The 14,092-nt window shown below is 70.4% G+C and carries 15 protein-coding genes; 6 read left to right on the top strand and 9 right to left on the bottom strand.

Going from position 1 to position 14,092, the window contains the following annotated elements; genetic code table 11:
* Positions 1-56 precede the first annotated feature (56 nt).
* The 7 genes from OG302_RS22830 to OG302_RS22800 form a co-directional block, all read right to left on the bottom strand.
* Positions 57-344, bottom strand: a complete 288-nt coding sequence (locus OG302_RS22830; RefSeq protein ID WP_160505842.1) for a DUF1416 domain-containing protein — start codon at positions 342-344, stop codon at positions 57-59.
* 47 nt (positions 345-391) lie between these two features.
* Positions 392-1,237 (bottom strand): sulfurtransferase, encoded by an 846-nt coding sequence (locus tag OG302_RS22825; RefSeq protein ID WP_361831902.1) that lies wholly within the window; start codon positions 1,235-1,237, stop codon positions 392-394.
* Between the two features lie 164 nt (positions 1,238-1,401).
* Positions 1,402-1,482 carry a putative leader peptide gene (locus tag OG302_RS22820; RefSeq protein WP_351007875.1) on the bottom strand — a complete coding sequence of 27 codons (81 nt, stop codon included), beginning with the start codon at positions 1,480-1,482 and terminating at the stop codon, positions 1,402-1,404.
* Between the two features lie 226 nt (positions 1,483-1,708).
* The gene (locus OG302_RS22815; RefSeq protein WP_371528467.1) at positions 1,709-2,458 is read right to left on the bottom strand and encodes a DUF2993 domain-containing protein; all 750 of its coding nucleotides are present in this window, start codon (positions 2,456-2,458) and stop codon (positions 1,709-1,711) included.
* 138 nt (positions 2,459-2,596) lie between these two features.
* Entirely contained in the window at positions 2,597-3,844 is a 1,248-nt protein-coding gene (locus tag OG302_RS22810; RefSeq protein ID WP_371528466.1) for a hypothetical protein, read from the bottom strand.
* An 8-nt stretch (positions 3,845-3,852) separates the two neighbouring features.
* Positions 3,853-4,107: a MoaD/ThiS family protein gene (locus OG302_RS22805; RefSeq protein WP_361831896.1), complete on the bottom strand. Its 255-nt coding sequence runs from the start codon at positions 4,105-4,107 to the stop codon at positions 3,853-3,855.
* Entirely contained in the window at positions 4,101-4,976 is an 876-nt protein-coding gene (locus tag OG302_RS22800) for an alpha/beta hydrolase (RefSeq protein WP_371528465.1), read from the bottom strand. The genes OG302_RS22805 and OG302_RS22800 overlap by 7 nt, the downstream gene beginning before the upstream one ends.
* 233 nt (positions 4,977-5,209) lie before the next feature.
* Between OG302_RS22800 and OG302_RS22795 the strand changes: the two genes are divergently transcribed.
* The 6 genes from OG302_RS22795 to OG302_RS22770 all read left to right on the top strand — a co-directional run bounded on the left by OG302_RS22795 (position 5,210) and on the right by OG302_RS22770 (position 10,685).
* Positions 5,210-6,046, top strand: coding sequence for a response regulator transcription factor (locus OG302_RS22795; RefSeq protein ID WP_371528464.1), 837 nt, complete (start codon positions 5,210-5,212; stop codon positions 6,044-6,046).
* Positions 6,047-6,069: 23 nt separating this feature from the next.
* Positions 6,070-7,092 carry a LacI family DNA-binding transcriptional regulator gene (locus OG302_RS22790; RefSeq protein ID WP_371528463.1) on the top strand — a complete coding sequence of 341 codons (1,023 nt, stop codon included), beginning with the start codon at positions 6,070-6,072 and terminating at the stop codon, positions 7,090-7,092.
* 103 nt (positions 7,093-7,195) lie between these two features.
* Positions 7,196-8,215: a S1C family serine protease gene (locus OG302_RS22785; protein WP_371528462.1), complete on the top strand. Its 1,020-nt coding sequence runs from the start codon at positions 7,196-7,198 to the stop codon at positions 8,213-8,215.
* 35 nt (positions 8,216-8,250) lie between these two features.
* Complete coding sequence (locus OG302_RS22780) at positions 8,251-8,475, top strand: hypothetical protein (RefSeq protein WP_371528461.1); 225 nt, start codon at positions 8,251-8,253, stop codon at positions 8,473-8,475.
* Between the two features lie 66 nt (positions 8,476-8,541).
* The gene (locus tag OG302_RS22775; RefSeq protein ID WP_371528460.1) at positions 8,542-9,279 is read left to right on the top strand and encodes a response regulator transcription factor; all 738 of its coding nucleotides are present in this window, start codon (positions 8,542-8,544) and stop codon (positions 9,277-9,279) included.
* Positions 9,280-9,305: 26 nt separating this feature from the next.
* Positions 9,306-10,685 carry a sensor histidine kinase gene (locus OG302_RS22770; protein WP_371750196.1) on the top strand — a complete coding sequence of 460 codons (1,380 nt, stop codon included), beginning with the start codon at positions 9,306-9,308 and terminating at the stop codon, positions 10,683-10,685.
* 17 nt (positions 10,686-10,702) lie between these two features.
* Here OG302_RS22770 and OG302_RS22765 read toward each other — a convergent pair whose 3' ends face one another.
* Positions 10,703-12,019 carry a DUF2993 domain-containing protein gene (locus OG302_RS22765; protein WP_371528459.1) on the bottom strand — a complete coding sequence of 439 codons (1,317 nt, stop codon included), beginning with the start codon at positions 12,017-12,019 and terminating at the stop codon, positions 10,703-10,705.
* Between the two features lie 97 nt (positions 12,020-12,116).
* Positions 12,117-13,946 (bottom strand): bifunctional UDP-sugar hydrolase/5'-nucleotidase, encoded by a 1,830-nt coding sequence (locus OG302_RS22760; protein ID WP_371528458.1) that lies wholly within the window; start codon positions 13,944-13,946, stop codon positions 12,117-12,119.
* Between the last annotated feature and the right edge of the window lie 146 nt (positions 13,947-14,092).

Below are 14,092 nucleotides of genomic sequence, written 5' to 3'. Positions count from 1 at the left end.
GGCGTCCAACCCCCTGGGGTGCGGCCCTCCAGCCGTCAGTGACCGCTGTCGTCAGATCAAACGGCGATCGCGACCTCGGCGAGGCCGCCCGTCTGGGCCACGACCGTGCGGTCGGCCGTGCCGCCCGGGATCAGGGCGCGCAGCGTCCACGTGCCCTCGGCCGCGTAGAAGCGGAACTGGCCGGTCGCCGAGGTCGGGACCTCGGCGGTGAACTCGCCGGTCGAGTCGAGCAGGCGCACGTAGCCGCTGACGGGCTCGCCGTCGCGGGTCACCTGGCCCTGGATGGTGGTCTCGCCGGGCTTGATCGTCGAGGCGTCGGGTCCGCCGGCCTTCGCTCCACACATATGCGTTCGTCCTTAACTGGTCAGGTCACTGCTGGCTTCGGGGAGGGTTACTTGTTGGCGCCGAGCTCGATCGGCACGCCGACGAGGGAGCCGTACTCGGTCCAGGAGCCGTCGTAGTTCTTGACGTTGGTCTGGCCGAGCAGCTCGTGCAGGACGAACCAGGTCAGGGCCGAACGCTCACCGATGCGGCAGTACGCGATGGTGTCCTTGGCGAGGTCGACCTGCTCGTCCTCGTAGAGGGCCTTGAGCTCGTCGTCCGACTTGAAGGTGCCGTCGTCGTTGGCGTTCTTCGACCACGGGATGTTGCGCGCGGACGGGACGTGGCCCGGACGCTGCGACTGCTCCTGCGGCAGGTGCGCGGGGGCGAGCAGCTTGCCGCTGAACTCGTCGGGCGAGCGCACGTCGACCAGGTTCTGCGCACCGATCGCCTTGACGACGTCGTCGCGGAAGGCGCGGATCGAGGTGTCCTGGGGCTTGGCCTTGTAGTCGGTGGCGGGGCGGCTGGGGACCTCGGAGCCGTCGACCAGGTCACGGGAGTCGAGCTCCCACTTCTTGCGGCCGCCGTCGAGGAGCTTCACGTCCTGGTGGCCGTAGAGCTTGAAGTACCAGAAGGCGTAGGACGCGAACCAGTTGTTGTTGCCGCCGTAGAGGACGACGGTGGTGTCGTTCGCGATGCCCTTGGCCGAGAGGAGCTTCTCGAAGCCCTCCTGGTCGACGAAGTCGCGGCGGACCGGGTCCTGGAGGTCGTCGGTCCAGTCGATGCGGATCGCGTTCTTGATGTGGTTCTTGTCGTACGCGGAGGTGTCTTCGTCGACCTCGACGATGGCAACCTTCGGGTCGTCGATGTGGGCCTCGACCCAGTCGGCGTCTACCAGGACGTCGCTGCGGCTCATACTTCTTCTCCTCCGGGGCAGTTACGGCGGGGCTGCGGTGCTGTGCGAGGGGATGCCGCGTACGGGCTGTGATTGCGCGGGTGCGTCGAGTCGCTGCGTACGCGGCACGGGGTGGCCCTGACGGTGTCAACGGGCCTGGGGGATGCGGAAGTCGGAGCTCCCGCTCAGAAGGTGCGACAGAGCATGGCGGCGACGCGGCACAGGTCTACTGCCCGCCGCTTCGTGAGGTCCGCCTGTCGCTGCATGCGTCCGATCGTAAGGACGCAAGGGCGGCCGTGTCACCGGGGTGTCGGATGGTGAGACGCGATCATCCACAATGTGGGATTGGTTGAAGAAAGAAGCCGCCCGCGCGGGGGCGAGGGGCCGTGTTCACCCTCGCCGTATCCATCGCGCGGACGGCTCTGTCTCGTACTGCGGAACCTCGTACCGCCAAGCGGCTGTACGCGGCGTTCGCGGCGTACCCCGGCGGTCTCAGCCCGCGAGCTTCACGTTCGTGCCCTTGACCGAGATGTCCACGCCGTCCCGCGCCGGCTCCACCGAGTCGATCTTGATGCCGCCCGGCAGCCCGGTGACCTTCTCCTCGAAGTCGGTCACATCACGGACGAGTCCCTCGGGGAGCGGGATCGAGACACCCATGACCTCGAACTTCTTCGGGATCTCGTCGGCGTTCACCTTGATCGTGTCGCCCTCGACCCGGACCGAGCTCAGCACGTGCACCGGCTTGGGCAGCTTCGCGCCGCCCTTGCTCACCTCGACCTCGACCTTGACCTTGTTGCCGCCGCCGTCCGAGAGCCCGACGACCTTGCCGGTGGCACCCAGCGGCAGCTGGACCGGCTCGCCCTGCGCCTCCTTGAGCAGCTCGTCGTACGAGATCCGGGCGGTGCCGGTGGCCGTGTCCGCGGTGGCGGAGCTGTAGTCGCCGGAGAACTCGACGCCCTTCATCCGGGCGTTCAGATCGGCGATGCGGATCTTGTCGGAGCCGGAGGTGGCGTCGTAGTCCTTGATCCCGATCTCGACGTCGTCGAGCGTGCCGCCCGCGACCTGGGTCAGGAAGGGAAAGCCCTTGATGGAGACGTCGGGCTTGTCGGCGAGCCCCTCGCTGGTACGCAGCTTCTCCGCCGCCTCGTCCTCGGCGAAGTTCACCGCGAGGCGGTCGGCGCCCACGAAGAGGCCCCCCAGGATCACGAGGACGATCAGAAGTATTCGTACGGAGCGCTTCATGTCCGGTGTTCCCCCACCTTGATCCCCCGTCTGACTGTCGTTGCCGCGAGCCTAAAGGACAGGTCCCCGGCGGGAGAGCCCGGCCGGGGACCTGTCGATCAGCTGTGACGATCAGCTGTGACGATCAGCGAGTGCCGGTCAGCCCATGGCACGACCGAGCACGTAGACGGCCGGGGCCGCGGCGGCGAGCGGCAGGGCGACACCCGCCGTCATGTGCACGAAGCGGGACGGGTAGTCGTAACTGGCGACCCGGTGGCCGATCAGCGCGCAGACACCGGCCCCCAGGCCGAGCAGCGCGCCCTTGCTGCCGAAGTCCGTCGCACCGCCGACGGCGATACCGGCTCCGGCGGCGGCGAGCAGCGCGACGACGACCGAAGCGGGCGTCGGCAGGGGCAGCGCGCGGGCGATCACGGCGACCGCGACGGCGATGCCGCCCACCGTCGCGGCGTCCTCGGACGCCGCGAGGAACCCGGTGGCGATGATCGCGAGCGCTGCGGAGGCGACGGTCGCCATCAGCCCTGCCATCCGCTCGTCGGCGGAGGCACGGCTGCGCAGCTGGAGGACGAGGACGAGCAGCACCCAGACGCCGAGGGTGCCCAGGATCGCGGCGGGCGCGTTCTCCTTGCCGGTGACCAGGAGTGCGATGTCGGCGGCGACACCGCCCATGAAGGCGAGCGCGATGCCCTGCCGGGCGGGCCACATCCCGTTGAGCCGGAACCACCCGGCGGCGGTGACGGCCTGCAGCAGGATCAGCGGCACGAGCAGGGCGTACTGCCCGATCGCCGCGGTCCCGGCGAGCAGCAGCCCCAGGACCGCGGTCAGCGCGGCGGGCTGGATCCCGGGCTCTATGACCGGCGAGCGCCCCTCGGCCCGAGCGCGCTGGGCGTCGGTGACCCGGGGGTTGCCGGTGGTGGTGGCGGGGCCGTAGGTGGCGGAGTCGGCGGCGGGCTCGGGCGCGGGCGCGGGCGCGCTTTCCGCCATGGGCAGGTGTCCCGCGGTGCGGGACGGTTCAGGCTGAGCGGTCTGGGCGGGCGTCGAGTCGTACGACTGCGGCGGCAGGTAGGCCGTCTCCGTCACGTCCACCGCAGGTGAGGGCTGGATCTGCGTGTCCCAGGTCTGCCCCTCCCACTGCTGGGTGTACGAGTCCTGAGGGGCATACGGCTGCTGCTGCGGGTACGACTGCTGCACGTACGGCTGCTGTTGCTGTTGCTGTTGCTGGGCAGCGAGGTACTGCTGCTGGGCGTACTGCTCGCCGGAGTAGGCCTGCTGCTGCTCCGGCGGATAGCCCTGCTGCTGCTCGGGCGGATAGACCTGCGGCTCGGCAGGCGGATACTCCCCCCGGTAGGGGTCGTAGTCCCCGTACGCCTCATATCGCGGATCGCTCATAGCGCTGCTCACCCTCCTGCGAACGGCGGGAGCACCTCGACCGTGCCGCCCTCGGCCAGCCGTACCGTCTCATGCCCGCGGGTACCCACGGGGTCACCGTCGATGAGGAACGAGCATCGCCGCAGTACCTGGACCAGCTCACCGGGGTGTCGCTCGCGCGCCGCGTCCAACGCCTCGGCCAGCGTCGAGGCGGCGTACGGCTCCTCCGCGACGCCTGCGGCTGCTTTGGCCGCGGCCCAGTAACGAATGGTGCCGTTCACCATGGCAGCTCCTCTCTCTCGGCGGTTGCCGACGTCCATGATGCCGTGGCCCACTCGGCGATCCGACCGAGCAGGGCGTCGTCCGCCGCGTTCTCCGCGTGCCCCATGCCCGCCTCCAGCCACAGCTCCGCCCCGCCCCGCGCGGCGGCGGCCAGCATCCGGGGGTGGTCCACGGGGAAGTACGGGTCCCGGTCCCCGTGCACGATCAGCAGCGGCGTCGGCGCGATCAGCGGGACCGACTCCACCGGCGAGAGCGGCACCGGGTCCCACTCGTGCGGGTGGATTCGCGTGTGCAGGCCGAGGCGGCCCACCACGCGCCCCAGGGGCCGCGTCACCACCCAGTGCAGCCGCCGCATCGGCGCCGTCCCCCGGTAGAACCAACGGGCAGGAGCACTCACCGCGACCACCGCGTCAACGCGCGCTTCCGTGCGCCCCCCATGCGCGGTACCCGCGAGCGCCGCGTGCCGGAGCACCACGGAACCGCCCATCGAGAAGCCGACGGTCACCACGCGTGCATGCCCCTTGGACCGCGCCCACTCCACCGCGGCCGCCAGATCGAGCACTTCGCGGTCGCCGACCGTGGAGAGCCCGCCGGACCCGCCATGCCCCCGGAAGGAGAACGTGATCACGGCCGCACGCTGCGCGAAGACGCCCGCGGCGCGGCGCACGTGCGGCCGGTCGATGCCGCCCGTGAAGCCGTGCGCGAGCACGATCACGAGCTCGCCCGCCGGGTCCGGACCGGGTTCGTACTCCGCCTCGATCGGGACTCCGTCCTGCGTACGGAGCGTTACGCGGCGTTGAACGCGGGGCGGAGTGCGAGTGATCGGCGGCACAGAAGTTCCCGCCTCGTGGCCTGCCGGACCGGAAGTCATGTGGGCTATTCTCCTTGGCAGAGGATCCGGGCAGCGAAGCCCCCGGGTCCTTTCGTGCTTTCAGGCGCGTTGTCCACGACAGCGCGCAGAGGCCCAGGGCGCGGGCCTCGGAACCACGGAAGCAACAGTACGAAGCAGTGCCGTAAACGTCCTCGCAGGGACCGAGGAGGAACCGACGTTATGGGCGAGCGAAACGTGCACGACCGTAGGACGACCCAGGCAGGTGGGCGGCGATGAGTTCTCTGCTGCTCCTCACCAATGCTCTTCAGCCGTCGACGGAGGTGCTCCCCGCTCTCGGCCTGCTGCTGCACAACGTGCGGGTGGCCCCCGCCGAAGGCCCGGCCCTCGTCGACACCCCTGGTGCCGACGTCATTCTGATCGACGGCCGCCGTGACCTCCCGCAGGTCCGCAGCCTCTGCCAGCTCCTTCGCTCCACGGGGCCCGGCTGTCCGCTCGTGCTCGTCGTCACGGAGGGCGGCCTCGCGGCCGTCACCGCCGACTGGGGCATCGACGACGTACTTCTCGACACCGCGGGCCCGGCCGAGGTCGAGGCGCGGCTCCGGCTCGCGATGGGCCGCCAGCAGATCACCTCCGACGACTCCCCCATGGAGATCCGCAACGGCGATCTCTCCGTGGACGAGGCGACGTACAGCGCGAAGCTGAAGGGCCGGGTCCTGGACCTGACCTTCAAGGAGTTCGAACTGATCAAGTACCTGGCACAGCACCCCGGACGCGTCTTCACCCGTGCCCAGCTGCTCCAGGAGGTCTGGGGCTACGACTACTTCGGCGGCACGCGGACGGTCGACGTCCACGTGCGGCGGCTGCGCGCGAAGCTCGGCGTCGAGCACGAGTCGCTGATCGGCACCGTCCGCAATGTCGGCTATCGCTTCGTGACCCCTGAAAAGGTCGAACGTGCGACCGACGAAGCCAAGGCGAAGGCGGCCACTCCGCCCGCCGAGGGCGAGCACCGGGCGATCCCGACGCGGCAGCCGGCACCCGCCGCGCCCGCGCCGGAGTCCGCCCCCGACTCCGCTCCGAAGGAAGCTGCCGTACGCCCTGCCCAGCGGTAGTTCCATCCGCGTAGACTCCGCGCGTGGCCAAGGTGACTCGGGATGACGTGGCGCGACTTGCGGGTACTTCCACCGCCGTCGTCAGCTATGTCATCAACAACGGACCCCGGCCGGTTGCCCCGGCCACGCGCGAGCGTGTACTCGCCGCGATCAAAGAGCTGGGGTACCGGCCCGACCGGGTCGCCCAGGCCATGGCGTCGCGGCGGACCGACCTCATAGGCATGATCGTGCCCGACGCGCGGCAGCCGTTCTTCGCGGAGATGACGCACGCCGTGGAACAGGCGGCCTCCGAGCGCGGAAAAATGGTGCTCGTCGGCAACACGGACTACGTGGACGAGCGCGAGGCCCACTATCTGCGGGCCTTCCTCGGCATGCGGGTCTCCGGGCTCATCCTCGTCAGCCACGGTCTGACGGATTCGGCCGCCGCCGAGATCGACGCGTGGGACGCGCGGGTCGTGCTGCTTCACGAGCGGCCCGAGGCGATCGACGACGTCGCCGTCGTCACGGACGACCTCGGCGGCGCGCAGCTCGCCACCCGGCACCTCCTCGAACACGGCCATGAGTACGTGGCGTGCGTCGGCGGCACCGCCGAGACCCCGACCGTCGGCGACCCCGTCTCCGACCACGTCGAGGGCTGGCGGCGGGCCATGCAGGAGGCCGGGCGCTCGGTGGAGGGGCGGCTCTTCGAAGCCCCGTACAACCGCTATGACGCGTATCAGATGGCGCTTGAGCTGCTGGCGAGGCCGGACCGGCCGACGGCGATCTTCTGCTCCACCGACGACCAGGCGATCGGCATCCTGCGGGCCGCGCGGGAGCTGCGGATCGATGTGCCGGACCAGCTCGCCGTCGCCGGCTTCGACGACGTGAAGGAGGCGGGTCTGACGGATCCGCCCCTGACGACGGTGGCCTCGGACCGGCCCGCCATGGCGCGCGCCGCGGTCGATCTCGTCCTGGACGACGGCCTCCGGGTCGCCGGTTCGCGCCGGGAGCGGCTGAAGCTGTTCCCGTCCCGCCTCGTGGTCCGGCAGTCCTGCGGCTGCAGCTGAGTCACCGCCCCCGGGCGGGCTTTATATGGGGCATACGAGGTTCTACCGGTGTTCTCAGGGCGTACTCAGCCGCCTCTCATGAACGCCGAGCAGCCTAGAACCCATGACCGAGACCTTCCGCCACAGCGGCGAGTACCCCCAGCAGCAGTCGTCAGCGCCTGTGCACCATGGCGGTACGCAGGGCGCGTACCCGCCCCCGCCCGCTTTCGCACCGGAAGAGCCGCCGAAGCCTCCGCGCCGGCGGGCCAAGGGCCCCCTCGCTCTCCTCGCCGCCGTGGCCATCGCGGCGGCGGCCGTCGGCGGCGGCACCGCGTACGCCTTCCAGGAGCTGACCGGCAAGGACGGCACGTCGGGCAGCGCCATCAACACGAACGTCGTGCCCACCAGCAAGAAGGGCACCGTCTCCGGCGTCGCCGAGGCGGTCAGCCCCAGCATCGTGGAGATCAGCGCGAAGTCCAGTGCCGGTGAGGCCACCGGCTCCGGCGTGATCGTCACGGAGGACGGCGAGATCGTCACCAACAACCACGTGATCTCCGGCGCCTCCTCCGTCAAGGTGAGGACGAACGACGGCAAGACGTACACCGCCAAGGTCGTCGGCACCGACAGCAAGAAGGACCTGGCGCTGATCAAGCTCCAGGGCGCCTCCGGGCTCAAGCCCGCGAGCCTCGGCAACTCCGACAACGTGAAGATCGGCGACGACGTCGTGGCGATCGGCTCCCCCGAGGGCCTGACCGGCACCGTCACCAGCGGCATCATCTCCGCCCTCGACCGCGACGTCACCGTCTCGACGGACGAGGACCAGGGCCGGCAGCAACAGCAGGGCGGCGGCAACTGGCCCTTCGAGTACGGCGGCGAGCAGTTCAACGGCGACACCGGGTCGTCGAAGACCACGTACAAGGCCCTGCAGACCGACGCCTCGCTCAACCCCGGGAACTCCGGCGGCGCCCTCATCGACATGAACGGCAACATCATCGGCATCAACTCCGCGATGTACTCGCCCAGTTCGTCTTCACAGAGCGGCGCGCAGGCGAGCTCGTCCGGCAGTGTCGGCCTCGGTTTCGCCATACCGATCAACACGGTCAAGGCCGACCTCGACACCCTGCGGGCCGGCTCCACCAACTGACCCCGACCACTCCCCCGGAGCACCTGGAGGCCGCCATGCCCGGACCCCTGATCACCGTCAACCGCGCTCGGCACGCGCTCGCCGTCACCATCGGCTGGGGCAGCCTGCCCGACACCGATCCGGCGGGGCTCGGCCTCCCCCTCGCCGTGGCCGGGGAACTGCACGGTGCCACCGCGGCCCGCGCCCCCGAAGTGGCCACGGCCCAGGCGCCGTCCCGGCCCGCCGCACGCCGCAAGCCCCGCGCCCGCGTGCGAGGCTGATACCGGCCCCGTCCGGCCCGCACTCCGACGCGCGACCGGACCCGTACTCGAGGAAGTCACAAGCCGATGAGCCCCGCCGAAGGCGAGCAGCAGCAGCGCATCCTGATCGTCGACGACGAGCCCGCCGTGCGGGAGGCGCTGCAGCGCAGTCTCGCCTTCGAGGGCTACGGCACGGAGGTCGCCGTCGACGGCGCCGACGCCCTGGAGAAGGCCGCCGCCTACCGCCCCGACCTCGTCGTCCTCGACATCCAGATGCCCCGCATGGACGGCCTCACCGCCGCCCGCAGGCTCCGGGCGACGGGCTCCCTGACGCCCATCCTGATGCTCACCGCGCGGGACACGGTCGGCGACCGCGTCACGGGCCTGGACGCCGGCGCCGACGACTACCTGGTCAAGCCGTTCGAACTGGACGAACTCTTCGCCCGCATCAGGGCTTTGCTGCGCCGCAGTTCGTACGCCGCCGGGGCGGGCCGGGCGGCGGAGGGCGACACGCTCGCCTTCGCCGACCTGCGGATGGACCTCGCGACGCGCGAGGTCACCCGCGGGGCGCGCACGGTGGAGCTGACCCGCACGGAATTCACCTTGCTGGAAATGTTCCTCGCGCATCCCCGTCAGGTCCTCACGCGGGAGCAGATCCTGAAGGCGGTCTGGGGCTTCGACTTCGAGCCGTCCTCCAACTCCCTGGACGTGTACGTGATGTACCTGCGCCGCAAGACGGAGGCGGGGGGCGAGCCTCGCCTCGTGCATACGGTGCGGGGGGTCGGCTATGTGCTGCGGCCCGGTTCGGGCGGGGGCGGCGAGTGAAGAGGCTGATCCTCCGGTACCGGGACATGCCGCTCCGCTCGCGCCTGGCGCTGCTCGTGACCTGCGCGGTGGCCCTGGCCGTGGCCGCCGTCGCGGTCTCGTGCTGGCTCCTGACCCGCGCACAGCTGCGGGACCAGATGGACGACTCGCTGCGCAGCCTCAACGTAGGCCGCGGCTATCTCCTGGAGACCACGGCCAACTGCCGTGACACGGGCACCTCCCCGAACGGCGAGACGGCCCCCGGCACCACCACCGTCTTCGTGCAGGTCATCGACCCGGACGGCACCCGCTGCGTGGGGCGTGGCTCCACACCCGTGGTGGTCACGGAGTCGGACCTGCAGGTGGCGCGGCACGCCCGCACCCCCACCCTGCGCGACGGCAGGACCGAGAGCGGCGCCTCGGTGCGCGTACTGACGCAGTTGGACCCGGACACCGGTCTGGCCGTGTCCCTGTCCCGGCCCCTCTCCGAGATCGACACCCCCCTGAACAAGCTCGCCCTGCTGCTCGCCGCGGTGGCGGGGGTCGGCGTCATCGGAGCCGGCGCCGCCGGCCTCTGGGTGGCCCGCACCGGCCTTCGCCCGGTCGACGAGCTGACCGCGGCCGTCGAGCACGTGGCCCGCACCGAGGACCTCGACCTCCGCATCCCCGCCGAGGGCGACGACGAGATCGCCAGGCTCTCCCGCTCCTTCAACTCCATGACCGCGTCGCTCGCCTCATCGCGCGACCTCCAGCAGCAGCTCATCGCCGACGCGGGCCACGAGCTGCGCACCCCCCTCACCTCACTGCGCACGAACATCGAGCTGCTCGCCCGCAGCGAGGAGACCGGACGCGCCATCCCGCCGGACGACCGCAAGGCCCTGCTCGCCTCCGTCACGGCGCAGATGACCGAACTGGCGGCACTGATCGGCGACTTGCAGGAGCTGTCCCGCACCGACACCGAGCAGGGCGGAAAGGTGCAGGTCGTCCCCCTGCACGACATCGTGGACGCCGCCCTGGAGCGCGCACGCCTGCGCGGACCCGAGCTGACCTTCGAGGCGGACCTCGCCCCCTGGTTCGTACGCGCCGAGCCCCCGGCCCTGGAGCGGGCCATCGTGAACATCCTGGACAACGCGGTGAAGTTCGGGCCCTCCGGCTCCACCGTCGAGGTGGCCCTGAAGGACGGCTCCCTGACCGTCCGCGATCACGGCCCCGGCATCCCCACCGACGAACTCCCGCACGTCTTCGACCGCTTCTGGCGTTCCCCGTCGGCCCGCAGCCTCCCCGGATCGGGCCTCGGCCTGTCCATCGTGGCCCGCACCGTGCACCAGGCGGGCGGCGAGGTGGCGCTCCGGCCCGCCGAGGGCGGCGGAACCGTGGCGACGGTCCGCCTGCCGGGAGCGCCGACCCCGCCGCCCGCCACCGCCTAGCCCCTACGGGTGGACCGCTACTTGCCGATCCCCAGCCCCGTACCGCTGAGCCGTACCCGGATCCCGTCCTTCTGCACGCTCACGTCCTGCAGCCAGACGTTCCCCTTGCCCGGCAGCTTCGGCAGCTGGAAGGCGAGCGTGAGGCGGTCGGCGAGGACGGGGCGGGTGAGCTGGGAGAGGCCCTTGAGCAGCGCCGGGTCCAGGCCCAGCTTCTTCAGGAGCTCGGGGTGGCCCATCGCGACGTCGATGAGGTTCAGGCCCATCACGTCGTTGATGAAGCGCGGCGAGCCGACGAGGTCGTGCAGCTTGCTGTCGCTCTTCAGGGCGCCGCTGATCACGGAGTCCGGGACGTCGAGCCGCTCGACGATCGACGGCACGGAGAGCAGCGCCTTCGCCTTGGCGGTCTCCTCGGCGAGACGGTCCGCGGAGTCCTTGCTGAGGTGCAGGCCCTCGGACTCGCGGGTGCCGGGCCGGTAGGTCGCCAGGTCGCCGATCTGCAGGCTCATCCTGCCGATGTCGGTGGAGATGCCGCGGTCGCCGTTGCGCTCGATGCGGGCGTCGGCGCGCAGCTTCAGGTCGTGGCCCGCGACGGGCAGCGTGCCGCGCGCGAGGACCTGGTCATGGCCGTGGCCGCTGAACGTGACCTGGGACGCGCCCAGTTCACGGTTCAGGTCGTCGAAGGAGAGCAGCACCTCGCCCTCCATCTCGCGGATGAGGGCGCCCTTGATGTCGGTGGGCCCGTCGCCGGTGATCGTCACGTCCGTGGCGGTGGCGGAGACCTGGGCGAGCGAGATCCGGTCGGCCGCGACGTCCGGGACGGTGACCTTGACCTTGTCCACGCGCTGGTCGAGGACCTGGGTCAGGAAGGGGAAGCCCTCGATGTCGACCTCGGGAGCGGCGCTCAGGTGCATGGAGTCCTTGAGCTTCTCCGCGGCCTCGTGCTCGGCGTAGAGCAGGGCCCAGCGGTCACCGAGCGCGAGGAAGGCGGCGACGACCACGAGGGCGACGACGGCCTTCGCGGCGAGCGGGAGCCCGGCGAACCGGTTGCGGCGGCGGCTGCGGCTGCGGCCCCGGCTGCCGCGCCGGTGGTTCGGGGGCTGCCACGGGGCGTCCGACTTGTCGGCTTCATCCGCTTCGTCACCCGTGTCGTGGAGGAACTCCTCCAGCGGGTTCGGAGCGAGAGCGCCGAGCTCGTCGTACGGATTGAGCGGAGCGGTGGTCTCTACCGCCTCGGGAGCTGCTTCTGGGGGAACCGATTCGGCGTGCCAACCATCAGACGGATAGGCCTGGTTGTGATCGGGCGGAAGCGTGGCTATGCGGTGGGGGGAACGCATCAGCTGATTTCACCATACGTTCACACCCCACCCCAAGCCTTGCGCCCGGTAACCACCGATTTCGGCCGCCTTCTGAGCGCGACTGTTAACGCGTCATTCACTTCACGACGGTGATCCTGTCCGCCTTCGGCGGTGCGATCGGCTTGTCCGCCGAGGAGTTGGCGGTCAGGTACTCGTTGAACGCCTTCAGGTCATCGCTGCCGACCAGCGGCTTCGTGCCCTTGCCGAGCTCGGCGAAGCCGTCGCCGCCGCCCGCGAGGAAGGAGTTCATGGCCACACGGTACGTGGCGTTCGGGTCGAGTGCCTTGCCGTCCAGCTTGATCGAGTCGGTGACGACGCGGTCGGCTCCGGACTTCGTCATGTCGAGCGTGTACGTCAGGCCGTCCGAGACCTGCAGGATCTTCGGGGATGCCGCGTTCGACCCGCTCACCTGCTGCTTCAGCCCGGTGATCACCTGCGCGCCGGTCAGATCGACGAGATTGACCGTGTTGCTGAACGGCTGCACGGTGAAGCCCTCGCCGTACGTCACCACCCCGTCACCCTCGCTGCCGCTCGCCTTCTGGACGAGGTCGGAACGGATGCCGCCGGGGTTCATCAGCGCCAGATCCGTCTCCGGGTCGAGCGCCTTGCCGTGCGCGAGCTGCGCGTCCGCGATCAGGTCGCCGAGCGGCGCCTCGGGGGTGGTGGCGCCACGGCCCGGGATGTCGCCGGAGATGAACCCGACGGGCTGGTTGGCGACCGGCGCGGCCAGCTTGTCCCAGCGCGCGATGAGCGAGGTCATGTCGGGCGCCTTCGCCTGCTCTCGGCTGACGACGTGGTTCGCCGACTTCGCCGACTTCACGGACGTACGGACGATGTCCTTCGTCCTGCGGTCGTACGTGAGCGTCGTGTCCGTGTAGAGCTTCCCGAAGGACGAGGCCGACGTGACCATGCGGGCCTTGCCCGACGGGTCGGGGATGCTGCACACGTACGCGGCGTGCGTGTGCCCGGTGACCAGGGCGTCGACCTTGGGCGTGATGCCCTTGGCGATGGTGGTGATCGGGCCGGAGATGCCGTCGCCCGCGCCCGGGGAGTCACAGTCGTAGTTGTACGCCTGGCTCGCGGGGGCGCCGCCCTCGTGGATGAGCGTGACGATCGACTTCACGCCCTGCTTGTCGAGGATCTTGGCGTACTTGTCGACCGTCTCGATCTCGTCGTGGAACTTGAGCCCCTTGACGCCGTCCGCCGAGACGATGTCCGGCGTCCCTTCCAGCGTCACGCCGATGAAGCCGACCTTGACGCCCTTGTGCTTCCACACCCAGTACGGCTTGAGGATGGGCTTGTCCGTCTTCTCGTCGGTCACGTTCGCCGCGAGGTAGGGGTAGTCGGCCCCCTTGAACTCCTTGCCCTTCTCGAAGCAGCCGTCCTTGGGGTGACAGCCGCCCTTCTGCATGCGGGCCAGCTCCTTGGCACCCTCGTCGAACTCGTGGTTCCCGACGCTGGTGACGTCGAGGCCCAGCTTGTTCATGGCCTCGACGGTCGGCTCGTCGTGGAAGAGGCCCGACAGGAGCGGGCTCGCGCCGATGAGGTCACCGGCGGCCGCCGTGACGCTGTACGGCTTCCCCTTGCGGGCCGTACGGAGCGACGTGGCGAGGTACTCGGCACCGCCCGCGTCGATCTTCTTCTCGGTCCCGTCGGGCTGCTTCTCCGTCACCTGGCCCGAGGAGCCCGCGGGCGGCTGCAGATTGCCGTGGAAGTCGTTGAAGGACAGCAGCTGCACGTCGACGGTCCGCTTCTTGCCGGCCGCACCCGCCTCTCCCGCCGTGTCCTGCCCGGCACTCGCGGGCAGCGCGGCGGCCAGCGCACCGATCGTGGCGAGACCGGCCGCGGCGGCGAGCACGCGGGTGGCGCGGCGTCTGGGCCGACGCGGCTGAGGTGTGGCTGGCACGGGGTCCCCCTGGGAGAGGTATGAGACGACTGAGGGCGTGAAACTCCGCGCAGCCTAAGGTCAACGCGCGTAGCGCGACAGGGGGTTACGGGTTACGAGGTGGTTGCCGCCAGGGGCGTTGCGGACACTTCGGGCAAGCGTGACGG

This window comes from Streptomyces sp. NBC_01283, assembly GCF_041435335.1.
Classification (GTDB): domain Bacteria; phylum Actinomycetota; class Actinomycetes; order Streptomycetales; family Streptomycetaceae; genus Streptomyces.
This window is presented reverse-complemented; position numbering and strand designations above follow the sequence as displayed.

Excerpts from the sequence above, each read along its gene's own strand:
- OG302_RS22830 (WP_160505842.1), bottom strand. The coding sequence starts at position 344 with ATGTGTGGAGCGAAGGCCGGCGGACCCGACGCCTCGACGATCAAGCCC.
- OG302_RS22825 (WP_361831902.1), bottom strand. The coding sequence starts at position 1,237 with ATGAGCCGCAGCGACGTCCTGGTAGACGCCGACTGGGTCGAGGCCCAC.
- OG302_RS22820 (WP_351007875.1), bottom strand. The coding sequence starts at position 1,482 with ATGCAGCGACAGGCGGACCTCACGAAGCGGCGGGCAGTAGACCTGTGC.
- OG302_RS22815 (WP_371528467.1), bottom strand. The coding sequence starts at position 2,458 with ATGAAGCGCTCCGTACGAATACTTCTGATCGTCCTCGTGATCCTGGGG.
- OG302_RS22810 (WP_371528466.1), bottom strand. The coding sequence starts at position 3,844 with ATGAGCGATCCGCGATATGAGGCGTACGGGGACTACGACCCCTACCGG.
- OG302_RS22805 (WP_361831896.1), bottom strand. The coding sequence starts at position 4,107 with ATGGTGAACGGCACCATTCGTTACTGGGCCGCGGCCAAAGCAGCCGCA.
- OG302_RS22800 (WP_371528465.1), bottom strand. The coding sequence starts at position 4,976 with ATGACTTCCGGTCCGGCAGGCCACGAGGCGGGAACTTCTGTGCCGCCG.
- OG302_RS22795 (WP_371528464.1), top strand. The coding sequence starts at position 5,210 with ATGAGTTCTCTGCTGCTCCTCACCAATGCTCTTCAGCCGTCGACGGAG.
- OG302_RS22785 (WP_371528462.1), top strand. The coding sequence starts at position 7,196 with ATGACCGAGACCTTCCGCCACAGCGGCGAGTACCCCCAGCAGCAGTCG.
- OG302_RS22780 (WP_371528461.1), top strand. The coding sequence starts at position 8,251 with ATGCCCGGACCCCTGATCACCGTCAACCGCGCTCGGCACGCGCTCGCC.
- OG302_RS22775 (WP_371528460.1), top strand. The coding sequence starts at position 8,542 with ATGAGCCCCGCCGAAGGCGAGCAGCAGCAGCGCATCCTGATCGTCGAC.
- OG302_RS22770 (WP_371750196.1), top strand. The coding sequence starts at position 9,306 with ATGCCGCTCCGCTCGCGCCTGGCGCTGCTCGTGACCTGCGCGGTGGCC.
- OG302_RS22765 (WP_371528459.1), bottom strand. The coding sequence starts at position 12,019 with ATGCGTTCCCCCCACCGCATAGCCACGCTTCCGCCCGATCACAACCAG.